General features: G+C 60.5%; 12 protein-coding genes. 5 read left to right on the forward strand and 7 right to left on the reverse strand.

Annotated features, from left to right (window positions below; all coding sequences use genetic code 11):
- Positions 1-105: 105 nt before the first annotated feature.
- The 4 genes from G7066_RS02950 to G7066_RS02965 all read left to right on the forward strand — a co-directional run bounded on the left by G7066_RS02950 (position 106) and on the right by G7066_RS02965 (position 14,288).
- A complete protein-coding gene (locus G7066_RS02950) occupies positions 106-8,565 on the forward strand; it encodes a beta strand repeat-containing protein (RefSeq protein WP_205881512.1) in 8,460 nt (2,819 codons plus the stop codon).
- Complete coding sequence (locus G7066_RS02955; protein ID WP_166328907.1) at positions 8,562-12,329, forward strand: beta strand repeat-containing protein; 3,768 nt, start codon at positions 8,562-8,564, stop codon at positions 12,327-12,329. Before G7066_RS02950 ends, G7066_RS02955 begins: the two co-directional genes overlap by 4 nt.
- Entirely contained in the window at positions 12,326-13,768 is a 1,443-nt protein-coding gene (locus tag G7066_RS02960; protein ID WP_166328909.1) for an invasin domain 3-containing protein, read from the forward strand. The genes G7066_RS02955 and G7066_RS02960 overlap by 4 nt, the downstream gene beginning before the upstream one ends.
- A 127-nt stretch (positions 13,769-13,895) precedes the next feature.
- Entirely contained in the window at positions 13,896-14,288 is a 393-nt protein-coding gene (locus G7066_RS02965) for a hypothetical protein (RefSeq protein ID WP_166328911.1), read from the forward strand.
- Positions 14,289-14,542: 254 nt separating this feature from the next.
- Here the strand turns inward: G7066_RS02965 and G7066_RS02970 are convergent, their stop codons facing one another.
- From G7066_RS02970 to G7066_RS02990, 5 genes are all read right to left on the reverse strand, one after another.
- Positions 14,543-15,859 (reverse strand): MFS transporter, encoded by a 1,317-nt coding sequence (locus G7066_RS02970; RefSeq protein ID WP_166328913.1) that lies wholly within the window; start codon positions 15,857-15,859, stop codon positions 14,543-14,545.
- A gap of 11 nt (positions 15,860-15,870) precedes the next feature.
- Complete coding sequence (locus G7066_RS02975; RefSeq protein ID WP_166328915.1) at positions 15,871-17,307, reverse strand: FGGY-family carbohydrate kinase; 1,437 nt, start codon at positions 17,305-17,307, stop codon at positions 15,871-15,873.
- Between the two features lie 21 nt (positions 17,308-17,328).
- Complete coding sequence (locus tag G7066_RS02980) at positions 17,329-18,117, reverse strand: SDR family oxidoreductase (RefSeq protein ID WP_166328917.1); 789 nt, start codon at positions 18,115-18,117, stop codon at positions 17,329-17,331.
- A 101-nt stretch (positions 18,118-18,218) separates the two neighbouring features.
- Positions 18,219-19,682: an FAD-binding oxidoreductase gene (locus tag G7066_RS02985; protein ID WP_244303227.1), complete on the reverse strand. Its 1,464-nt coding sequence runs from the start codon at positions 19,680-19,682 to the stop codon at positions 18,219-18,221.
- A 195-nt stretch (positions 19,683-19,877) separates the two neighbouring features.
- Positions 19,878-20,507, reverse strand: a complete 630-nt coding sequence (locus G7066_RS02990) for a glycerol-3-phosphate responsive antiterminator (protein ID WP_205881513.1) — start codon at positions 20,505-20,507, stop codon at positions 19,878-19,880.
- Between the two features lie 102 nt (positions 20,508-20,609).
- Between G7066_RS02990 and G7066_RS02995 the strand changes: the two genes are divergently transcribed.
- Positions 20,610-21,524, forward strand: a complete 915-nt coding sequence (locus G7066_RS02995) for an SDR family NAD(P)-dependent oxidoreductase (protein ID WP_205881514.1) — start codon at positions 20,610-20,612, stop codon at positions 21,522-21,524.
- A 133-nt stretch (positions 21,525-21,657) separates the two neighbouring features.
- Here the strand turns inward: G7066_RS02995 and G7066_RS03000 are convergent, their stop codons facing one another.
- Together G7066_RS03000 and G7066_RS03005 are read right to left on the reverse strand one after the other, a co-directional pair.
- Positions 21,658-22,647 carry an LLM class flavin-dependent oxidoreductase gene (locus tag G7066_RS03000; RefSeq protein ID WP_166328919.1) on the reverse strand — a complete coding sequence of 330 codons (990 nt, stop codon included), beginning with the start codon at positions 22,645-22,647 and terminating at the stop codon, positions 21,658-21,660.
- A gap of 56 nt (positions 22,648-22,703) precedes the next feature.
- Entirely contained in the window at positions 22,704-24,086 is a 1,383-nt protein-coding gene (locus tag G7066_RS03005) for an MFS transporter (protein WP_166328921.1), read from the reverse strand.
- Positions 24,087-24,181: the final 95 nt, after the last annotated feature.

The following is a 24,181-nucleotide window of genomic DNA, read 5'->3' on the forward strand; positions in this document are numbered from 1 at the left end:
ATTTTTGAGGGTTCGTAGTTCTTGTAGTTACAACATGTTTGGGGAAACAAGTAGATGAGAAATAGCAGTCGGGCTCAGAGCCCGTTTGGCTTGAGTTCCACTCTGGTGAGTGGAGCTCGTGAAAATGTGCGGCGCGTTGTAGCCGTGACAGTAACGTTCTTGCTCGTGCTGAGTGGGTTTACGACTTTGGGTCTGACCCAGAGTGCGACCCCTGCGAACGCGCTGAGCGGTGATGTGATCGGATCTGTAGATTGGCCGGCTGACGCAAACTTGCGCAATGGCGGTGTGTTTGCGATTGCCAGGTGGGATAACTCTAATCCCGCGTTTGGTTTCACTACCTCCTCGGACCTTGCGGCTATTGTTGGCACGAAAGCCACGCCCACTCGCGCCGTTATCTTGCGCAACACCGCGAATACGGGCTACCGGAGCGCGGTGAACCTGGCGGTATCGGCGAACGTTGCGAACCAGGGCATTGATGGCATCTGGACGACTCCGGGTCTGAATGTGCAGCAGTCGACAACTTGGACGGCCGCGCAGACGGCCGAGCGTGACGCATTTAACGCTACGTATGGCACGACTCGCTACGGAATCATCGAGTGGTCTCCTGCGAACAGCAGTGGTTTGGGGCAAAAAGGTAAGACTTACGAGGTTCGTATCCCGTGGCCAACCGGGTTCGACAATGAAACCTGTGGCATGGAGACCAACCCGGGTACCAATGAGCTCGTGGTGATGAACGACTGTACCCCGGCAAACGGTACCCGCTATATGGTGTTCAATCCTGGCCCCGACGGTGACCCCCTGACCCTCGCCGATAACTCGTTCCGCACGTTCACCACCGTGACCTCTGCCGCACCCAACAACAACCCGGGCGACTTTAGCGATATGACCCTCGACGCCCTCGGTAACGTGTACAACGTCGTTAACTCAAACATGCCGAGTAACAGCGGTCGCATCATGAAGACCGATGCTCAGACGGGTAAGGTCAGTGTTGTCGCCGACTTTGCGAGTGGCACCGGCTACACGCTGAACAACACGACCAACGGGTTACCTGTACAGGACTGGCGTGTGAACCAGTCGGAGCGTGTTTCGCTCGGCTTCTTGGACGGCAAGGTTGTGGTTCCAAGTGGTTACAGCGACAACCGCGGTGCGAACCTTACGGCTATTGATCCTCTCCTGCAGCGCCCATCGTTTGTGAAGGGGTACCCGATCGGTGCGACCGGTTGGAACGCCGCAGGCACAACACCAACATCGAACAACACTTGGTATGACGGTGCCGGTGTTGAGGGCGCCGTCGGCCTGTCTGGTGTTGTGAAAACCATTGATGGAACTCCTCTCGCGAACCAGACCGTTGCGATTTATCGCGACAACGGTGACGGCACTGCGACGCTGCAGGGCTCACGCACGACCGACGCAAACGGCGTCTACGAGTCGATGCTGAACTGGTCTGCTGGTGTTGGGTACGTTCGTGTGGTGCAGCCGAAGCTGACCACGGGTACCGAGACAAAGAATGGCGAAGTTGTCGCAATTGATGCGTCGCTGAAGGCCAACGACGGCACAAACAGCGTCGAGGCCATCAACGAGACCAACTACGGCGCCAACCCTCCTCTCGGCACTCCCTTGCAGACGAAGATCAACGTCAACGAAGTCACCGACCTCGTGAAGATCAACGGAAACAACGCCTCCGCGTACTACGTTGCTGACTTCCAGGTCGCCGTCGCCGGTTCGACCGCTGACCTGTCGCGCAACAGCCTGCTGAGCAGCGACGCGAACGCCGGAGTCGGACCGCAGCACGTGAACGTTGACGGGGACACCGCAAACGATCTGCGGATCGGCGCGGTCAATGGCCTGTTTACGGTTGGTGCGACCAATAACTCGCACGCGTCCGACGACGGTGTGTTCCTGAAGCTTGAGGGCGAAAACCGCGCCATCGGTGGGCAGCTGCTCGCGCAGGGCAAAAAGTACCGGGTGCTTGTCGATAACCAGGGTGCTCAGGCTGCAAACGCCAAGGTCAGCGCGTGGATGACGGCACCGGGCACGCAGAACGCGAGCCCGCGAGCGGCATTCGGTGCGAAGATGGCAGCGAGCGGTGCTCAGGCTGAATTTGACCTGACGACACCGGCTTCCGCCCCCACCGCGGCGAACAGCTACTCGACGCTGCGCGTGAACAGCTCGCTGGTGGATGTTGAGAAGCCAAGCAACGCTGACGGTGAATACGCAGCATTGCCGACTCAGACTGATAAGCCGTGGGTGACCGCTGGTGAGGTTGAAGACTACGAAGTACGTACTGTTCCCGCAGTCTCGCGTTTCCAGGTGAACAGCAAAGTTCCCGGAAACTACAACTTCAACGTGAGCAACACGACAAACAGCCCGGCAACACTCTCCCTGGCTGCGGATGCAAAGAGCACCGCGTACGGGCTGACAACCGCCGGCAACGACATGCTACTCACCAACACCGCTGTTCCAGCTGGGGCGTCGCTGAAGTCTGCGAAGGTCATCGACTCCGTGACCGGTGCCGCACTCGGCAACGCCACAGTGACGGGCAACAACGTCACCATTCCCGGTGCATTGCTTGCAGCTGGCAGTGACGTTCGTGTGGTGCTCAACTACCTTGAAGCACCGAACCCGGCCGCTTCAACATTTGTGCTGGCCCCGGATTCGGTGGTCGCAGACGACACAACAGAGATCACTGCAACGGTCACCGTGATTGGTTCGTCGAGCGGTGCGCCCGCTGCCGGCCAGATCGTGTCGATCAAGAAGCAGAACAGCTCTGATCCGTTCACCATCTCATCAGTGACAGATAACGGCGACGGCACCTACACCGCAAAGCTGAAGAGCGCTGCGTCTGGCTCATACGCGGTGAAAGCATTTGTTGACGTCAACGGAACCGACCAGCAGGTCGGCCCGGTGCGCAATGCCGTGTTCACCGCTGGTGGTCCCGTTGTTGGAACGGGCAAGTCCGAGCTCACCATTGATGACAACAAGGATCGTGTGGCGGACGGTGCCGACAGGCACACCATCACCGCTACTCTCAAGGATGCAAACAACAACCCCGTGGTGGGGGTCGCAGGCTCCCTGACCTCTTCGGTTGCAGACAACGCCGGTAATCCCGTTGTGGTCTCCGCGTTCACTGAAACTGCCGCGGGTGTGTACACCGCGACAGTGACGTCGACCAAGGCAGGCTCGAAGAGCGTGACGGTCACGTACGACGCGACACTAAAGATTGGAACCGTCAACGCAAACTTTGCGGCCGGCCCGGTTGATCCTGCAAACCCGGGATCGAGCTTTACGGTTTCAGAGGGCAACCAGACGGCGGGTTCGGGATCGCACTCCGTGACCGTGAAACTCGCCGACGCGAACGGTAACCCGGTCTCGGGTAAAGCTATCGGGTTGACCGGTGCTGCTACCGGTGGTGCTGTTGTAACTGGTTTCGTGGAGTCGGCAACCCCTGGCACCTACACCGCGAACGTTACCTCGGCGACCAAGGGCAGCAAGACGGTCACCGTGAAGTTCGGCTCCGATGCGCTCACCGCTGGCGCCAACGACAAGGCAACCTTTGTCTCCGGCGAGGTCGACACGAGTGTTACCGGCACCAGGTTTACGGTGTCGAGCGGCAACCAGATTGCAGGATCGGGAAACCACACCGTCACCGTGACGCTTGCGGATGCTGGCAACAACCCGGTTTCGGGCAAGGCTGCTGACCTAACCGGTGCTGCAACAGGCGGAGCTCTCGTGACCGGCTTTGTTGAGGCACCGGGGAATGAGGGCACCTACACCGCCACCGTCACCTCGCTCACAACCGGCACAAAGACCGTGACCGTCAACGTTGGCGGATCCGCGGTCACCGCTGGAGCAAATGACAAGGCAGTGTTCGTCGCAGGCACCGTTCTGCCTGGACACGCTGACACCCGCTTCTGGGTGTCGACTGGTGCTCAGACTGTGGGCTCAGGTTCGCACACCGTCACGGTGACGCTGCGTGACGCGTACGGTAACGCAGTGTCTGGTGCCGCTGCTCCGCTGACCTGGTCGGCGAACCCGAGTCAGGGCGTCACCCAGGCGAGTGGTTTTGTGGAGACCGCTACTCCCGGGACCTACACGGCGACCGTCAAGTCGACGGTGTCGGGCGCGAAGGTGATCTCGGTCAAGTTCGACGGTGCTTCGATTTTGGTCGGGGGAGTCACTAATAACGCGACCGCACTGTTTATTGCTGGTGCTGTTGATCCGGCGCAGACGAACACCAAGTTCTCAGTGACGACGGGCGATGCAACAGCGGTGACCGGTTCGCACCAGGTGACCGTGACGCTGGTAGACAGCTTCGATAACCCGGTGACCAACCAGGCTGCTGATCTCTCAGGTGCTGCTTCGGGCGGTGCTGTTGTGGGCGCGTTCACAGAGACCGTTGGAAAGCCGGGTGAGTACACGGCTCAGATCACGTCGGCGACAGCCGGCAGCAAGAACGTGACGGTATCGCATAAGACGGCTGGAGCGGTGACTGCGTCTGGCAATGCCACGGCGAAGTTCGTGACCGGCGGCGTCGACACCAACAACGCTGGCACCACGTACGACGTAACGACCGGTACCCGCGTTGTCGGGTCGGGCTCGCACACCCTTACGGTGAAGCTTGCTGATGCGAACGGTCTTGCGGTTTCGGGGCAGAGCGCCGGCATCACGCCTGCTGTGACGGGTGGCGCTGTGATTGGTGCGTTCACTGAATCGGGTGCCACTCCCGGTACCTACACCGCTGCAATCACGTCGACGACACCAGGCACGAAGAACGTCACCGTGAAGTTTGGTGCTGATCCGATCAACCTCGACAAAAACGGCGCGGCCGTGTTTGAGGTCGGCCCAGTGGATCCGAGCAAAACAGGAACGACCTACTCGGTGACCGGTGGTGAGGCTCCCGTTGTTGGCGGTGCTCACACAGTGACCGTCACGCTGGTTGATTCACTGAACAATGCGATTCCTGGCCAGGCGGCAAACCTCGTTGGCGCCGCTGACGGTGGTGCTGTGGTCGGTGGCTTCCAAGAATCCGTTGTCACTCCTGGTACGTACACGGCTCAGGTTACCTCGGCGACGCCGGGCGATAAGACTGTCGCGGTGACACACACCGCTGCCGGTCCGCTGTCTACGACCGCGAACAGGGTTGCGAAGTTTGTGACCGGTGGTGTTGACACGAATGTTGCGTCGACGAACTACACGGTGACGACCGGTAACCTGCTTGCGGGTTCTGGTGCACACACGGTGACGGTCAACCTGACCGACTCGATCGGTAACCCGGTTTCGGGTCAGGCGGCTGGCCTGACCGGTGCCTCGTCGGCCGGTGGTGTGGTGGGTGCGTTTACCCCGACCACCACCGCTGGTGAGTACGTCGCGCAGGTGACGTCGCTGACGCCGGGCACACGGACCATCACGGTGACGTACGGCGCGAACGCTGTTGGCCTGAAGGCTGGCGGCAACGATAAGGCTGTGTTCGTCGTTGGCGCGGTTGATCCAAATGTTGGCGGCACCGGCTACTCGGTGACCACCGGCACCCGGATCGCGGGCTCCGGTGCACACACTGTGACGGTGACGCTGGCCGATTCGTTTGGCAACGTGATTGCGGGCCAGGCGGCAAACCTGACCGGTGCCGCAACCGCCGGGGGTGTTGTTGGATCCTTCACGGAGACCGCGACCGCTGGCACGTACACCGCCGAGGTGACCTCCGCGACCGTGGGTGTCAAGACCGTGACGGTGAAGCACTCGGGCAACACGATCAACCCTTCCGGTCCGAACACGGCTGAGTTCACCGCCGGTGTGGTGTTCCCAGGGGATCCCAACACTCGCTTCTGGGTGTCGACTGGTGCTCAGACTGTGGGCTCAGGTTCGCACACGGTGTCGGTGACACTGCGCGATGAGAATGGGAATGCGGTCTCTGGTGTTGCTGCTCCGCTAACGTGGTCGGCGACCCCGAACCAGGGTGTTACCCAGGCGACAGGGTTTGTTGAGACTGCGACCCCGGGCACGTACACAGCGACGATTAAGTCGACGGTGTCGGGCGCGAAGGTGATCGCGGTCAAGTTCGACGGTGCGTCCATTCTGGTTGGTGGAGTCACGAACAACGCGACCGCGCTGTTTACCTCCGGGAACGTTGACACGGGTCAGTCGGGTACGAAGTACTCGGTGACGACGGGTGACGCGACTGCGGTGACTGGTTCACACCAGGTGACCGTGACGCTGGTCGACGGGTTCGATAACCCGGTGACTAACCAGGCCGCTGAGCTCACTGGTGCCGCTTCGGGTGGTGCTGTTGTGGGTGCGTTTACAGAGTCGGTGGTGAACCCGGGCGAGTACACGGCCCAGATCACTTCTGCGACAGCCGGCAGCAAGAACGTGACGGTATCGCATCAGACGGCCGGTGCAGTGACTGCGGCTGGTAACGCCACTGCGAAGTTCGTTACGGGCGGCGTCGATACGGGCCACCCCGGTACGAAGTACAACGTGACCGAGGGAACCCGAGTTGTGGGTTCGGGCGCGCACACGCTGACGGTAACGCTGAAGGACGCGAACGGCCTCGCGGTTTCAAACCAGAGCGCAGGCATCACTGCCGCAGCGACCGGTGGTGCAGTGATTGGTGCGTTCACTGAATCGGGTGGCACACCTGGCACCTACACGGCGCAGATTACGTCGGACACACCTGGTGCAAAGAACGTGACGGTGAAGTTTGGTGCCGATCTCGTAAACGTTGATCAGAATGGTGCGGCCGTGTTTGTGGTCGGTCCGGTGGATCCGACTCAAACTGGCACGAACTACTCGGTGACCGGTGGTGAGGCTCCGGTTGTTGGCGGTTCCCACACCGTCACTGTGACGCTGGTTGACAGCCTGAAGAACCCGATCTCGGGTCAGGCAGCGAACCTTGCTGGTGCTGCTGACGGCGGTGCTGTGGTGGGTGCGTTCACGGAGTCTGTCTTGACTCCTGGTACGTACACTGCTCAGGTGACTGCAACTACGCCGGGTGACAAGGCGGTTGCGGTGACACACACCGCTGCCGGTGCGTTGAACGCAAACGGCAACAAGGTCGCGAAGTTTGTGACCGGTGGTGTTGACACGAATGTTGCGTCGACGAACTACACGGTGACGACCGGTAACCTGCTTGCGGGTTCTGGTGCACACACGGTGACGGTCAACCTGACCGACTCGATCGGTAACCCGGTTTCGGGTCAGGCGGCTGGCCTGACCGGTGCCTCGTCGGCCGGTGGTGTGGTGGGTGCGTTTACCCCGACCACCACCGCTGGTGAGTACGTCGCGCAGGTGACGTCGCTGACGCCGGGCACACGGACCATCACGGTGACGTACGGCGCGAACGCTGTTGGCCTGAAGGCTGGCGGCAACGATAAGGCTGTGTTCGTCGTTGGCGCGGTTGATCCAAATGTTGGCGGCACCGGCTACTCGGTGACCACCGGCACCCGGATCGCGGGCTCCGGTGCACACACTGTGACTGTGACGCTGGCCGATTCGTTCGGCAACGTGATCGCGGGCCAGGCTGCAAGTCTGACCGGTGCGGTCTCGGGTGGCGCTGCAGTTGGCGCCTTCGCGGAGACCGCGACCGCTGGCACGTACACCGCCGAGGTGACCTCCGCGACCGTGGGTGTCAAGACCGTGACGGTGAAGCACTCCGGCACGACGATCAACGCCTCGGGTCCGAACACGGCTGAATTCACCGCCGGAACCGTCGATCCAAACCACAGCGGCACACGCTTTACCGTGTCGCAGGGCGAGCAGACCGCTGGCCTTGGATCGCACACTGTGACAGCGAAGCTCAAGGACAGCTACGGCAACGCCGTGTCTGGCCAGGCCGCTCAGCTGAGCTGGTCGTCGGCGAACAGTCTCGGCGTGAACGTCGTGACCGGCTTTGTTGAGACGGCGACGCCTGGTACTTACACGGCGCTGATCCTCTCCTCGAGCGCGGGCAACAAGGTCATCTCGGTGCTGCACGGCGCAGACCCGATCACCTTTGAAACGAACCGCACCGCAACCTTCATCCCTGGTGGAGTGAGCGTCGGTAACGCTGGGACGAAGTTCTCCGTGTCAACCGGTACTCGTGTGGCGGGCTCCGGCACGCACACGGTGACGGCAACGCTCGCTGACGAGAACGGCAACGCGGTTTCCGGTCAAGCCGGCCCGCTGAGCTGGACGGCGAACGCTTCTCTGGGTGCGGGTGCGGTCACGCCCTTCACCGAGACGGCAACGCCCGGTACCTACACGGCCGTGATCAATTCGACCCTTGCTGGCGCAAAGGTTGTGACTGCGAGCTACGGAAGTAGTGTGCTTGCACGGAACGGCAATGACACCGCAACCTTTGTTGCCGGTGGTGTTGACACGGGTAACGCGGGTACCAAGTACACCGTGTCGCAGGGCACCCGCATCGCCGGTTCAGGATCGCACACCGTTACGGTCACCCTGCGCGACGCACACGGCAACGTGGTCTCGGGTGAGGCTGCACCGCTGAGCTGGTCGTCAGCGACCAGCCTGGGTGTCAACAACGTCACTCCGTTTGTTGAGACGGCTACCCCGGCACCTACTCCGCCGTGATTAGCTCCTCGCTCGCGGGTAACAAGGTGATCTCGACACTGTACGGATCCAATCCGATTAGCGTTCTGGGGAATGCCACGGCGGCATTTGTCGCCGGTGGTGTTGATACCAGCCGCGCTGGCACGAAGTACTCAGTATCCGGTGGCGACGCTTCCGTGCTGGGTGGATCGCACCAGGTCACTGTGCATCTCGTTGACGGTGTGGATAACCCAGTGTCGGGCCAAGCAGCGAGCCTCAAGGCTGTTGCGTCGGGTGGTGCTGTGGTCGGTGACTTCACCGAGTCAACGGACACCCCGGGCATGTACACGGCGGCTGTCACGTCGGCAACCGCGGGCAACAAGTCGGTGACCGTGAAGCACGACACCAACACGGTGAACGCTTCCGGGAACACCACGGCACGATTCATCGCTGGCGGTGTCGACACGAATGCCCCGGGCACCAACTACTCGGTGTCCACTGGCAGCCGAGTTGCCGGTGCGACCTCGCACACGGTGACAGTGAACCTCACTGACACAAACGGCAACGTCGTTGCAGGGCAGGCCGGTGGTCTCACCGGGTCGGCTTCTGGCGGCGCAAAGGTATCGAACTTCTCGGAGACAGGCACGGCTGGCACGTACACGGCAACCGTGACCTCGAATACCGCGGGCGATAAGACCGTCACGGTGACCTACGGTGCAAACCCGGTCAACCTGAATGGAAACGGTGTTGCCGTGTTCGTTGCAGGGCTCGTTGATCTGGGCCACGCGAACACCAACTACTCGGTGTCTGGTGGAAACCAGATCGCGGGTGCCGGTTCACACACTGTCACGGTGAAACTGGCCGATGCGAATGGAAACTCCGTGGCGGGTAAGGAAGCAGATCTTTCGGGTGCTGCAACCGGCTCCGCCCAGGTCTCGGCGTTCAAGGAGTCGGCAGTGACTGCTGGCACCTACACGGCGACCGTGACCTCGAACGTCGCTGGAAACAAGACCGTCACGGTCAAGTTCGAAAGCGGTTCGGTTTCTGCAAACGGCAACGATATCGCGAAGTTTGTTGCGGGCAGTGTTGACACCGGCGCTGACGCCACACGCTACACGGTTTCGACCGGTACACGTGTCGCGGGCACCGGAGTGCACACGGTCACGGTGACGCTGGCTGATACACACGGCAACCCGGTTTCGGGCGAGGCTGCTCCGTTGAGCTGGTCCTCGGTACCCGGCAGTGTTGTGCCGAGCGCCTTTGTTGAGACGGCAACTCCTGGTACCTACACGGCGACGCTCGCGTCAACCGTGGCCGGTGCGAAGACCATCAAGGTGCACTACGGTGCTCTCCCTGTCACGCTCGGTGCAAATGACACCGCCACGTTTGTGGCCGGTGCTGTTGATCTGGGCAAGAGCAGCACGGCGTATCAGGTGTCTGGTGGTGACGCCTCAGTTGAGGGTGGCTCGCACCAGGTGACCGTGACACTGGTTGATGCTCTGGATAACCCGGTTCCTGCACAGAGTGGGTTGCTGGCTGCGGCTGTCTCGGGTGGTGCTGTGGTTTCCAGCTTCACCGAGTCGACGACCGCGCCCGGTACCTACACAGCGCAGGTAACATCGGCAACCGCTGGTAATAAGTCAGTAACGGTGCGCTACGGTGCTGACGCGGTGAACGCGTCGGGTAACACCACCGCACGGTTCGTGGCAGGTGGCGTTGACACCGGTGTCGCTGGCACCAACTACACGGTTTCTACAGGAACTCGTGTAGCTGGCAGCGGCGCACACACGGTGACGGTGATGCTGGCTGACAAGGGCGGAAACGTGGTTTCCGGTCAGGGAAGTGGCCTGTCGGCAACCGCTGACGGCGGTCTGGGTGGAGGCGGAGTCTCGACCTTCACCGAGACAGCTACTGCAGGCACCTACACTGCAACCATCACCTCGACGCTTGCCGGAGTGAAAACCATCGCTGTAAGTTACGGCGCGAATCCTCTGACCTTGAAGGTCGGCGGAAACACCAAGGCGAGCTTCATTGCCGGTGAGGTTGATACAGATAACGCTGCAACTCGCTACACCGTGTCTACCGGTGACGCTGTGGCGGGATCCGGTTCACACCAGGTGACGGTAACGCTGGCTGATGTGAGCGGCAACGCGGTCTCTGGCAAGGCAAATGACCTTGTTGGCGCGGCCTCGGGCGGTGCAGCGGTGACGAACTTCACTGAGTCACTGACCACTCCCGGCACGTACACGGCCACGGTGACCTCAAACACCTCGGGCGACAAGATTGTGACCGTGCGAGTTGCGGGCACTCTCGTGAAGCCTGGCCTCAACAGCACCGCTCGCTTCATCGCGGGCGAGGTTGATCCGAACAGTGCTGGCACCAAGTTCAAGGTGTCGACGGGTAATCGGGTGGCAGGATCGGGAGCTCACACGGTCACGGTGACCCTGAGTGACGCGTACGGCAACCCGGTTTCGGGTCAGGCCACTCCGCTGAGCTGGTCCTCCGCGAGCAGCCTCGGTGGTAACTCGGTCACGGGCTTCGCAGAGACTGCGGTTCCCGGTACGTACACGGCTGCGATCCTCTCTTCGGTTGCTGGCGAAAAGGTCATTAGTGCCTTCTTCGGCGCAACTCCGCTCGGACTCGTCGCGAGCGGCAACGACACGGCAGTGTTCGTTGCCGGTGCGGTCGATCTGAATGGTGCGGGCACTGGCTACTCGGTGTCCTCGGGCGAGAAGCAGGTCGTTGGTGGCTCGCACACCGTTACGGTGACGCTGGTTGACGGTCTGGAGAACCCGGTTTCGGGGCAGAAGAACAACCTGGTGGCAACAGCTACGGGTGGTGCTCAGGTTGCAAGCTTTGTGGAGTCGGCGACGCCGGGCACCTACACGGCAACGGTGACCGCGACCACGGTCGGCAGCAAGAAGGTGACGGTGAAGCTGAGCGGAAGCGATGTGAAACCGAACGGTAACGACACTGCAGTGTTTGTGGCTGGTGACGTCGACACAAATAACGTCGGTACGAGTTACTCCGTGTCGGGTGGCACCCAGCTGTCCGGAACGGGCGCGCACACTGTAACGGCAACGTTGGTGGATGCAAACGGCAACCCGGTCACTGGCCAGGCTGCCGGGCTTGAATCCGCTGCAACCGATGGTGGCGTGGTGTCGAGCTTTACCGAGACTGCTGCGGTTCCTGGTGAGTACACGGCGTCTGTGACGTCGAGCACCGCCGGCGTGAAGACCGTCACGGTGAAGTTCTCCGGCAGCACCGTGAACGCTGGGTCGAACAACACCAAGGCGAACTTCATTGCTGGTGGGGTTGACCTCGGAAACGCTGCGACCAACTACACCGTGTCGACGGGAAGCCAGGTTGTGGCCTCCGGCTCGCACAAGGTGACGGTGAAGCTGGCGGATGCGAACAGCAACCCAGTATCAGGCGAAGCAGCTCAGCTGAGCTGGTCGTCGGCTACAAGCCTCGGTGTGTTCTCGGTCACGGCCTTCGTGGAGACGGCAACTCCCGGTACCTACGTGGCGACGATCCTGTCGTCGTCCGCGGGTGAAAAGGTTATCTCCGTCAACCACAACGGTTCGCCGATCACCCTCACGGGGAACGGCACGGCGCTGTTCGCAGCGGGTGATGTTGACCTCGGGTTGGCGCGCACCGGATACGTCGTATCGTCGGGTGAGGTCGCGATTGGAAACGGTTCTCACTCTGTCACGGTGAACCTTGCTGATGCGTTTGGCAACCCGATCGCGGGTCTGGCGAACAGGATCTCGGCTCAGACCACTGACCCTTGGGTATGGGCATGATCTCGGGATTCACCGAGTCGACCACCGATCCTGGTACCTACACCGCTGCAGTGGTGTCGAGCCGGCCGGGCAGCAAATTCATCATCGCGAGCTACACTGACGGTGGTGCAACGGGCCTGATCACTCCTGTAGGCAACCGCAACGCAGTGTTCGTCTCCGGTGGTACTGATATCACTCATCCGGGTACCAAGTACACGGTGTCGACGGGTGACAAGGTGGCTGAGGCCGCTGAGCACACGGTGACGGTATCGCTGGCCGATGCTGCTGGTAACCCGGTCACAGGTCAGGCTGCCGGACTGGTGTGGGCGACCACTGCTAGCCTGGGAGACGAGACGCCGACCGCCTTTACTGAGACGGACGTTCCTGGCACCTACACCGCTCCGATCAAGACAACAGTTTTCGGCCTGAAGCCGATTACCGTGGTGTTCGGCGCCGACAGCATCAACCTGGTCGGCAACGGAACCGCCTCGTTCGTTGACGGAGTCCTGGGTGTTGACCTTGCGAAGTCTGGCTTCCAGGTGTCGACGGGTTCTCAGCTCGTGACGTCGGGCAAGCACACCGTCACGGTGAAGCTGTTCGATAAGAACGGCAAGCTGGTGCCCGGTCAGGTTGGCAAACTCAAGGCTGCTGTAAGCGGTGGCCTCGGCAAGGGAACCGTTGGTAACTTCGGTGAAGCATCGACTGGCACCTACACCGCATCCCTCACTTCGACCCTTGCGGGTAGGAAGACGGTCACGGTGAAGTACGACGGTGCTGCCGTAAAGGCAGCGGTCAACCAGGGCAAACCGGCGAACACCGTAGCAACGTTCTCCGATCCTGTGGTTGTACCTCCCTGCTCGGCTCCTCGAAAGATCCCTGTATTCGCTGATACTCCTTTGAACCACAAGTTCTACAAAGAGATCGACTGGATGCACTGCATGAGGTATTCCACCGGCTGGCGTCAGCCCTTCGGTAAGCCTTTGTACAAGCCGAAGAATGAGCTTTCTCGTGAAGCGATGGCTGCATTCATCTACCGCATGGAAGCACCGAAGGGGTACCGTCCTCCGATCGTCTCACCGTTCGCAGATGTGCAGACGGACCACGCGTTCTACACGGCGATCGCTTGGATGTGGGAGAACGGGCTGTCGACTGGTTGGGCAGAGCCCTCTGGCAAACCGACCTTCCGACCGAAGGAGTCCCTGTCTCGTGAAGCGATGGCGGCGTTTATCTATCGCCTCGAAGCCCCGAAGAACTACAAGGCTCCCGCCGTGTCTCCTTTGAAGGACATGAAGAAGGGCCAGAAGTTCTACACCGAGATCTCTTGGATGTACGACGTGAAGCTGACAACCGGTAACAAGGTCGGAGCAACCAAGGAATACTGGCCAAAGGACAAGCTCTCGCGTCAGGCGATGGCTGCGTTCATCTACCGACTGGTGCTCGACTACCGACCCAGCAAGTAGCCCCTCAGCAAGACCCAGCGGGCCGAAACTTCGATTTCGGTCCGCTGGGCCTTGCCTCGTTACGTAAAGTCCCGTACCCTACCCAGGCGACGGGCCCTGAACAGAACACTGAATAAGGATCACAACAATGACACACACATTTCGCGCGAAACAGCTTGCGGCAGCAGCGGGCATTGCCCTGCTGCTCGGAGTCGGGCTGAGCGGTTGCCAGGCCTCCACCAACAGCAACACACCGAAGGGGCTTCCCGCAGCGGTAGCGACGGTTCAGGGTGAGGTCTCGAATGTGGCATCACCCGATAAGAACAACTGGTCGTACACCGTCGAGGTTGCTGATGAGAAGGCTCAGAAAGACGCCATCACCAAGTTGAAGGACAGCGGCTTTACGGTGCTGGGTGAGGCTGAAGCCGACGGCAGGAAGACTTACTCGTTGACGAACGAAAAAGAAAAGATCAACGCGACTGTGGTGCTCGCAAAAGAGGGCAAGAAGTTTCTGGTCATCTACAACGTGATCAAGCTCTAGAAAGCAACTTCCCAGAGCCAACGGGGCGCTCGTGCGTTGGAGACACAGTCTCCTTGTGGCACGGGTGCCCTTTGCTGTATTCACGAGTGCGTCGTTGAGTGACGAGCCGCCCCCTTACCGACGAGCGGCCCCCTTGCCGACGTGGTGGTATGGGGGCCGCTCGTCGGAACCCTGGACGCTCGTCGAAAACGGCCGGGTGTATCGAAACCGAAAGGTTTCGATACACCCGGCCGTTGTGCAAGCTGCGGGCTGCGCTACAGCGCATCCCCAACCATCGAGGGGGTAAGGCGCCCCTCGGCGGCCTCGCGGCGCTTCATCAGAATGGTGAAATACCATGCTGCGAGCGCCCCGACCAGACCGATGCACGCGCTGACGATGAAGAACATGTTGTTCGCGCCTGCGACATCATCGCCAAACGCATTGTAGATGGTTTCGCTGATCTTGGGGATCACGATATCGGGGAGGTACCCAAAGAACGAGATCATGCCGATCGCGACGCCGACGACGGCGGGCGGGATCCGGCACTCGTCAAGAATTGCCCAGTACACACCGCGAATGACGTACATCACCAAGCCCGCCGCAACCACCATAGCGAAGATAACACCCATTGCCGTACCGCTGGGAACGAGAGCAAGCGCGATTAACAGGGCTGCTGTGATCACCATCGAGACCGACAGCACACGCGAGCGCCCGAAGCGATCCGCGAGGAACCCTCCGCCGAATCCTCCGATTGGTCGCATCCAGAGCACGGTGACGGTCACAACGCCGGCAGCGACCTGCGTAACGCCGTGGTTGACATTGAGGAACCCAGAGAAGTAGTAGTGAGCCCAGAACAGTGTGTAACCGCAGAAAATGATCACAATCATGACCCACACCTCACGAATGGTGAGGATCTTGCCGATCGCTCGCAGGGTGTCCATCGTAGAAGACTTCTCTTCCGCCGTGTCTTGGCTCTTGCTACGGTTGGGCATGAGGAAGAACAGTGCGATCGCAATCAGCACAATGGCGCCGGAGTACATGTAGACCACCGCCTGGAAGCCAGCCTTGGTGTTCTCAAATGCCAGGTCTGAGCCTCCGCCCGAGGCAATTGCGAAGACGGCGACTGCAAGGCTCGCCAGTACGGCCTCAACAAGGCCACGTCCGCCGTCGAGAGCCCCGAAGTAGCGACCTTCTTCGTTTGCGTCAGCCAAAAGATGCACTGACTTTAAAATCGCGCTCCAGAACGTAAACACCGTTGCGAAACCCCACACCAGAAAGATTGGGAGGAGAAATTCTTTGCCGGGCGCCTGGGCATAGACGACGCCAACGGATGCGGTGACCAGAAGCGAAAATATGATGAGCAGTTTGACCGAGAACCTGTCGGCAAGCCATCCGCTTGGAATGTAGCCGACAACAAACATGATGCCGAGCATGGAATAGATTCCCGCGAGATCGGCCTGGTTGATGTCGTACACCGTGAGGATCGCGGCCTCGAAGTTCTGCCTGAGATAGACCAGTGGATAGATGGAACCCGCTGCAAGAATAAGCAGCGCGAGCTCGAAAATCTTCTTTGATTGAGCGAGCTTTGTCATGGGTGGTGCTCCTAACGGTTGGACAGGATGTGGGAGGTACGTTCGAGGAGGGCGTCGGTCTGAGCAGAGATGTCTGCGTAGACCTCACCGAGTTCGCGGTAGAGATGTGCGCGGTCAGGATCCGGCAGAAACACGTCTGCCTCGCGCACCATGCGCGCGCTTGCAGCGTCGAAGTCGGGGTAGACACCGCAGGCCACCGCTGCGCAGATTGCGGAGCCGAGGCCTGCCGCGTTGCGCATCTCGTTTCGCACGACCGGCACGTTAAAGACGTCGGCGAAAATCTGCATGCAGACGTCGCTGTTTGCACCACCGCCCGACAGCACCAGTTTTTCGATTCGCGAGCCGAGTTCGGCCTCCATGTCGCTGACGTGCTGCTTCATGCGAAACGCGATGCCCTCGAGTATTGAGCGGTACATATGAGCGTAGCCGTGGCGCTCGTCGAAACCGATGAACATGCCCTTTTTGTGCGGTTGGCTCGGCGAGGCAAGCCAATCGAGCACACACATGAGGCCGTCTGATCCCGCTGGAATGTCTGCCGCGAGCTCGTTGAGATACTCCTCGCGCCCGATCCCCCGATCCGCGGCGGACTGGGTGATCTCAGCGCCGACCAGGTTGCGTAGCCACGAGACAGTCCACATGCCGCGGCGAATACCGGCGCTCTCGTACACGTAGCGGTGCGGTTCTGAGGCAAAGTTCGTGAAGTAGTGCTGCGGCTCCTTAGCGAATGTTGGCCCAACGACCATCGCTGCGATGTAAGTACCGAGCGACACAAGACCGACCTGCTCGTCTCGCAGGCCCGCACCGAGCGCCTCTGCTGCTTTGTCGTTGGCGGTGTGCACGACGGGGAGACCCTCTGGAATTCCGGTCGCGGCGGCGAATGCGCTGTTTACGTAGCCGCCAACCTCTCCCGGCATCTTGAGTTCGTACAGCATCTCGCGAGAGATGCCAAAGGAGTTAAAGGTCTCGGGATCGTTGAACCAGTCCCAGGTGCCCACATCCATCGGCCATGGTCCGATGTAGTTCGCTGCGGTGTCGGTGAGGCTGCCCGTGACGCGACCCATGATGTAGCCGGAGGTGGTGGTGACGTAGGCGACATCGTTAGATTCGTGTTCGTAGGGGCGTGAGAGGCGCAGATCCATCCAGCTCTGCACAGGAGCCGCGAGTGTGCCGTCCGTGCGCACGAGCGCGCGGCAGCAGCGAATCGTGCACAATCCAACCCCAATAATGTCGGCGGGGTCACCTGGAAACAGCTGCATGGCACGAGCAGCAGCCGCTTCGAGAGAGGTGTAGAGGTCGTCGTCGGGGTGTTCCACGACACCCGGGTGCGGTGTGTGCATGGGGGCGAGCGCTTCAGCGGCCTCACACACGACGCGCCCCTCAGTGTCAAAGATGACCACCTTGGTGCTCTGTGAGCCACCGTCGATGCCGATCAGATATTTCGTTGTCATAGTGCTATCGCTTCGGGATCGTTAGCGAACCAGGTAGCCGCCGTCGACACTCAAGATGTGTCCGTTGACGTAGTCCGAGGCGCGGCTGGCGAGGAAAGCGGTTGCACCCATAAGATCTTGGGTCTGTCCCCAGCGGCCCGCGGGAACGTGATTCATGACGTGTTGGTTCGCTGCGGGGTTTGCACGGGTTTCTGCCGTCAGGGGTGTGGCGTAGTATCCGGGGGCGATCCCGTTTACCTGAATGCCAAAGGGTGCGAGTTCATCGCAGTAGGCCTTCGTGAGGCCAGCGATGCCGTGTTTGGTCGCCGCATAGGCGGGCGACCACTGACCTCCCAGGAAAGTAAAGACCGAGCAGATATTGATGATCTTGCCGCTGCCCTGAGGAATCATAAACTTAGCGACCTCGTGGCTCATCTCGAACGCCGCGGTGAGGTTCAGCGCGACCATCGGGTCCCACTGCTCGCGCGTGAACTTGAGCACATCGGGTTCGTTGATGCAGCGCCCGGCGCTGTTCACAAGAATGTCAACGCTGCCGAACTCGCTGACGCAGCGCTCTGCAACCTGCTGCGGCACACCGTTTGCCGTAATGTCTGCGTGCATGTAGGCGTAGCGTGATCCTGACGCCTCGACGAGCTTCTGAGTCTCGTCGTCATCGGGCATCACACTCGCGGCCAGCACGTTGGCCCCCATGCTGGCGAGGGCGGTCGAGAATGCCTGCCCGAGACCTGAGTTGCCGCCGGTAACGATAGCGTTTTTCCCGCGAAGTGAGAAAAAGTCTGCACCGAAGTCAGCGATGTTCAGTTCGTTCATGGGGGTGCCTATCTAGTGTGATGGGGTTTTAAAAGAGGGGTGTGGTTGATTGCGGCGCGGGATCACCTGCCGGTCATGCCGCGCCGCAATCAACGCGGGTGTTACTTTTCGAGCGGGAAGATGGTGCCCTTGTTCATGATGCCGTTCGGGTCGAACGCCTTCTTGAGTGTCTCGAGCATGTACAACGAGGAGCCGTACTCCTCAGCCAAGAAGTGAGTGCGGTGCTTACCAACGCCGTGGTGGTGGCACATCGAACCACCGAGCTTCAGCGTCTCTTCAACGATGATGTCTTGGATCGGATCGTGGTAGCGGGTGCGCTCTTCGGTGGGATCGCAGTCGATCTTGTAGTAGTACACGAAGTACATGTTTGTGCCGTTGAGGTAGCTGTGGCTCGAGTGTCCGCCGAGCAGCGTGAACTGCGCGGGAACCTCTGCGCGGATGCGGGCGATAGCGTTTTTGTAGATATCGCCGATGACGCTCCAGTTGCCAGAGATCTCGGTGGTGAAGCCGTTGTTGAGGGTCTCACGAATCTCAACGCGCTCCTCTTCGATCTTCGAGACGTCCCAGTTGAGGTTGTTGAACCACTCCTCGATCAGTGTGCCTTCGACGCGGTCGGCCTCGGGGAAGGCCTCGACGATCTCTTCAATGGCGGTCCCGGTGGCCTCAGCGATGCCCTTGGGGCCCTCGGCCACAAAAATGAGCACGCAGCGGCCGTCGGAGAAGTGCTTGAAGTGGTAGAGGCCATCTTCCTGGTCGTAGAGACGAGCGACAGAGGGGCGGTATCCCGCCGTCACTACCTGGCGCAGAATCTCAAGGCCCGTATTGAGGTCGTCGAGCAGGTACCCGTAGAACTTGTTGTTCTCGGGGTAGTAGCGGAAGATCTTGACGCTGACCTCGGTGATGTAGTTGAGGGCACCCTCGTTGCCAAGCACCAGATGGCGAATGTCGGGGCCAGCTGCGCGACGAGGTACGTTCTTGATGCGGCAGATTTCACCGTTCGGGAAAACGGTCTCAACACCAACGAGCATGTCTTCGATGCCACCGTAGAGGGTTGAGAACTGGCCGATCGAACGGGTTGCGACGAGCCCGCCGAACTGGGCGAGTGGCTTTGACTGGGGGGAGTGGCCCGTGGTGTAACCAATCTTGCGCAGTTCGTCTTCAAGCTGCTCGAGGCCCACGCCACACTGCACCGTAGCGAGCATGTCGGTGGTGTTGATCTCGAGAATCTGGTTCATGCTCGAACCGTCGACCACGATGGAGTTCTCGATGACCGTTTCAAGACCACCCTCGGTCGCACTGCCGCCGGTCTTCGGCACGACGTTGATGAGGTGCTCGTTTGCGAACACCAGGATCTTGGCAACTTCTTCTTTGGTGACAGGCTTTACAACTGCTGCGGGCAGCGGCAGCGAGTAGGTGCCAAAGACGTTCTCGACCTTGTAGTAGCGGTCGACGCTGTTTTCCTTGAGGGTCTGCTCGTCGGTCAGCACTCGGTCGGGTGACAACATCTCGGTGTAGGCCGCGACAATTTGGTCGCGGGTGAGTGTTGTTTGGATGGTGTCTAGCACGGGGCGAGATTCCTTTCGCTGCGGAGCCGGGGTGAAAAATAACAGACAAAGAGACCGTGCGAGGGCACAAAAAAAGAACAGCAATCTCCCCTTGGTGAAAAGGAGGCTGCTGTTCTCTGATCTCTAGCAACCGTTTCGATCAAGATCGAAACGTGTATTCAGTTGTGAGTTTCTTCCTGGATGCTAGCACACTATCTACATCTGCCAGACATCCCTGTTTGACGACGCGATCGCGATGGCGCCTGCGTCGAGCGCGTTGAGCACGTCTTGTTTGTCGCAAACAAGACCGCCGGCAATCACGGGGAGTGTGATATCTTCTTTGATCCACGAGATCACCCGGGGCATGCACCCAGGCAGAATCTCGACGGCGTCTGCCCCCGAAATGCTGAGTTGCTTGGGCAGATTGTGGTAGCTAAACGAATCTACGAGAAATATGCGGTGGATGCTGGCGAGCTGCTTCGATTTGGCGTACTTCACCATCATCGCCTTGGTGCTCAGAATGCCGTCGAGTGCGGTGTTTGCCTGCAAAAAGTCGATGGTAACCGTCTTGCTCGAGAACCCCTCGACCAGGTCGAGATCAACAAAAACCGTCTTTCCGGCCTCCTTAAGGGTTTTGACGATCGTGGGGATCGTGAGGATCGACCCGAAGAGCACAAATACCACCGGACATTGAGTCTGCAACACCGCCTTGGCGTCAGCCTCACTTTTGATGCTCGCAATGACGGGGTGTAACTGCAGCACTTCTTCGATGTCAGCGGCACGTTCTAGCATCGAAGCAGATGTGGCGGCTTTGTGTTGAGAGGAGGCTGTATCGAGGGGGCTCACCGGTGAGGTCCTTAGTGTGTGCGGAGATGTTGCGGCTGCTGCTGCCAAGAAGGCAAGTGAGATAAGCATAACCGCGGTGGTGAAGCTGTCAGAATGGGGAGCATGACAGAGCAGACAGGGCGACCAACCACCATCGTCACCGGCGGCACGCGCGGGATCGGCGCCGCCATTGCCCGCAGGCTTGCACTTGCTGGGCATGACCTCTTTCTGGTCTACCGCAGCCGCGCCGACGAGGCCGATCAGGTGGCGATCGAGTGTCGCGCCGCGGGGGCGCGAGTCGAACTGTTTCAAGCTGATCTCGCCGACCTCGCAGTTGCGGAGAGTGTCGTGCCCGAGACCGTTTCCCGGTTTGGTCATGTAACCGGACTCGTCAACAACGCTGGGATCACGGGGCGCATCGGCAGCTTCCTCGACGCCCCGATCGAAGAGACAGAGCACATGTTTCGGCTCAACGTGTTTGCTCCGATTGTGCTGACGCGTTCTGCGATCCGCCACATGTCGACGGAGCTTGGCGGATCGGGCGGTGCGATCGTCAACATCTCCTCGGGGGCGGCAACGAGCGGTGCTGCCCACACCTACGTACCGTACTCAATGAGCAAGGCAGCGCTCAACATGCTCACCCTTGGCACGGCTAAAGAGTTTGCTGCCGCCGGAGTGCGTGTCAACACGGTCTCGCCGGGCACCACTCGCACCGAGATCCACGCTGACGCAGGCCGTCCGAACGCGCCAGATGAGCGTGCCGCTGGTATTCCGATGGGGCGTGCGGGCAACCCCGAAGAAATAGCCGGGGCAGTCGCCTACCTGCTAGGCCCGAGGCCAGCTACACCACTGGCACAGACATCAGGATCGCCGGCGGTAACTGACAGCTCGCAATGCGTGATCGGCACCAGCGCTGGCGAGACCCGCCGATTAGGGTTCTACCTCGACGCGGGTCAGTTGCGCACAGTGCTTCTTGAGAACACTGCGTCAAACTGCCCTGGCTTAGTGTGCATGATGCAGGATCTCCCAGCCTGCTGAGAACCCGACCCCCGTAGAACACCGATCGTTCGTGGAACACCGATAGCCAGCCCAAACCGTTGTTCTACGGGCGATCGGTGCCCAACGAGCGGTGGCGAAGTGCTCTGCTGTCAAGATGCTCGAGCAGAGACATCTAGGCGGCCGGAGCAGGCGCCGCGATCCTGACCGATGCCAGCTGCTCGGCCCGGGTGGGCGCCGCGTGCACCGTGATGAGCTCATCGACGTCGGCGAACTTCGCAAAGGCCTCAAGCTCGCTGAGCACACGTTCTCGCGCCCCAATCGCGGTGTACTTCAGCATGCCCCGAATCTCTACTCCGGCTGGGGTATTGAACAACTGTGAGGCCTCATCGGTGGTCAACTCGCGCTCGCGGCCGCGTGACAGAAAGCGTCGAACGCGGTCGAGCTCAGTGCGGGCATACAACGCTTCTGCGGCCTCATCGGTCTCGGCTGCCACAACGTTGACCCCCGCGCTGACGTAGGGTGTGGGGTGCGCCTCACTTGGCACGTAGTTTGCGCGGTAGTGCTGCACGGCGGCGGTCAACGACTGCGGTGCGAAGTGGGAGGCAAACGAGTACGGCAGCCCAAGCTGTGCCGCGAGGCTCGCACCGAACAGGCTCGAGCCGAGGATTGTGAGGGGAACGTTCGTGCCCCGCCCCGGGTAAGCGTTGACTGCAGTTCGGGGGAGTTGGTCTGAGAGATAGCGCTGCAGCTCCATTACGTCTTGCGGAAAGTTGTCGGCAGCCTGCAGTGTGCGGCGCAGGGCGCGGAAGGTGGCACCATCTGTGCCGGGTGCCCGACCGAGACCAAGGTCGATTCTGCCGGGGTGCAGTTCGGCGAGCATGCCAAACTGCTCGGCGACTACAAGCGGCGAGTGGTTTGGCAGCATGACACCACCCGCACCGAGACCGATGGTGCTCGTGTGAGCGGCAATGTGCGCGATGAGCACAGCGGTCGCGCTCGACGCAATTGACGCCATATTGTGGTGCTCGGCATACCAGAGGCGCCGATACCCACTGCGCTCGGCGACTCGGGCGATCTCGACCGAGTGAGTGAAAGCGTCGGCAATGCTGCCATCTGCTTCGACGGTGGCGAGATCTAGGATCGAGAGCGGGGTTGCAGCCATGAAGGGTGCAACCCCGCCCGATCCTGCGCTATTCCCTAGCGGTTTGGTTGCGGGGTTTAGACCCGCGCGAAGTCTTTCTCCGAGGTCCAGTTCTCCCACTGGCCGCTGTTCTCGAACTCAATATCGAGGGGGATGTTGGAGCGATCGCGCAGGATTGTCGTGGCAAACAGGCCAACGAACGTAATAAACATCAGGTAGACCGTGATCGCCCAGGTGGTCTCGTAGGTTTGCAGCAGCACCTGCGCGATGGTGGGAGCGAAGGCACCGCCGATCACGCCGCCAAGGGCGTAGCTGATCGAGATTCCCGAGTAGCGCAGCGAGGCGGGGAAGCTCTCGGCGAACCACACAGCAGCAGGCCCGTATGTCAGGCCGAGGCCAACCGCGAGCAGGCAGGTGCCGAGAAGCACGTGGAAGGCATCGCCGCCCATGACGAACTGGAAGAGCGGGATCACGCCGATCGCCTGGATGAGCCAGGCGAAGGTCATGAGCTTCTTTCGCCCGAAACGGTCGGAGAGTGGACCCGAGAAGAACGTGAAGATGCCCCACACGAGCGCAGCGGTGAGCACCGCAAGCTGCACTTGCACTGGGTCGTAGCCCAGACCGCCCTCTGTCTCTGGTCGTGAGGCGAGGCCCTGCACGTAACCACCGGTCAGCATGTAGCCAACGCCGTTGTTGCCAGCGAAGAGCAGCGCGCACAGAATGACGAGGGGAGTGTGGCGCTTGAACACCTGCACGATCGGGGCGGATCCCTGCTGTTTGCTCTCCTTGATCTCGCTAAACACGGGGGACTCGTCAACGGTGCGACGGATGATGAAACCCGCGATAATCAGCACAACCGAGATGAGGAACGGCACACGCCAGCCCCACTGCTCAAACGCTTCGCCGGGTGCAACAACACGCATGAGGGCGAGCACACCGGAGGCGAGCAGCATACCGAGCGGAACACCCAGCTGCGGGAAGATGCCGTAGAAACCGCGCTTGCCCTTGGGGGCGTGTTCGACCGTCATGAGCACGGCGCCACCCCACTCTCCGCCCGCGGAAATTCCCTGCAGGATGCGCAGGAATATGAGGAGTGTGGGTGCCGCGTAGCCGATCGTGTCGTAGGTCGGCAGCAGGCCGATGCCCACCGTGGCAATGCCCATGAGTAGCAGCGTGATGACGAGCATTGGGCGGCGCCCGAGTTTGTCGCCGAAGTGGCCGGCGAGGAACGCACCGAGCGGGCGGAACAAGAACGAGAGGCCGATCGTGATGAGCGAGAGGATCTGCATCATCGACGGGCCCGCTGGCTCGAAGAAGAGCTTTGCGAGGACCAAGTTGGCAGCGAACGCGTAGATGAAAAAGTCGTACCACTCGATGGTCGTTCCGACGATCGATGCGGCAACGACTTTACGGCGTTCTCTCGCTGAAGTTTGGGTGGGCGAAGGGGGAGAGTTCACCATGTGACATCCTTGTCTAACTATCGAACAAACGAAATAGGTTTTTATCTTACACAAGTTGCCTCTTAGGCTCAATACGGTGTGAGAACTTTGAGGAT

It is taken from the genome of Leucobacter coleopterorum, assembly GCF_011382985.1.
GTDB lineage: Bacteria > Actinomycetota > Actinomycetes > Actinomycetales > Microbacteriaceae > Leucobacter > Leucobacter coleopterorum.

What these genes read in the sequence shown, in the direction of transcription:
- G7066_RS02960 (WP_166328909.1), top strand. Translation starts at nt 12,326, where the DNA reads ATGATCTCGGGATTCACCGAGTCGACCACCGATCCTGGTACCTACACC.
- G7066_RS02965 (WP_166328911.1), top strand. Translation starts at nt 13,896, where the DNA reads ATGACACACACATTTCGCGCGAAACAGCTTGCGGCAGCAGCGGGCATT.
- G7066_RS02970 (WP_166328913.1), bottom strand. Translation starts at nt 15,859, where the DNA reads ATGACAAAGCTCGCTCAATCAAAGAAGATTTTCGAGCTCGCGCTGCTT.
- G7066_RS02975 (WP_166328915.1), bottom strand. Translation starts at nt 17,307, where the DNA reads ATGACAACGAAATATCTGATCGGCATCGACGGTGGCTCACAGAGCACC.
- G7066_RS02980 (WP_166328917.1), bottom strand. Translation starts at nt 18,117, where the DNA reads ATGAACGAACTGAACATCGCTGACTTCGGTGCAGACTTTTTCTCACTT.
- G7066_RS02995 (WP_205881514.1), top strand. Translation starts at nt 20,610, where the DNA reads ATGACAGAGCAGACAGGGCGACCAACCACCATCGTCACCGGCGGCACG.
- G7066_RS03000 (WP_166328919.1), bottom strand. Translation starts at nt 22,647, where the DNA reads ATGGCTGCAACCCCGCTCTCGATCCTAGATCTCGCCACCGTCGAAGCA.
- G7066_RS03005 (WP_166328921.1), bottom strand. Translation starts at nt 24,086, where the DNA reads ATGGTGAACTCTCCCCCTTCGCCCACCCAAACTTCAGCGAGAGAACGC.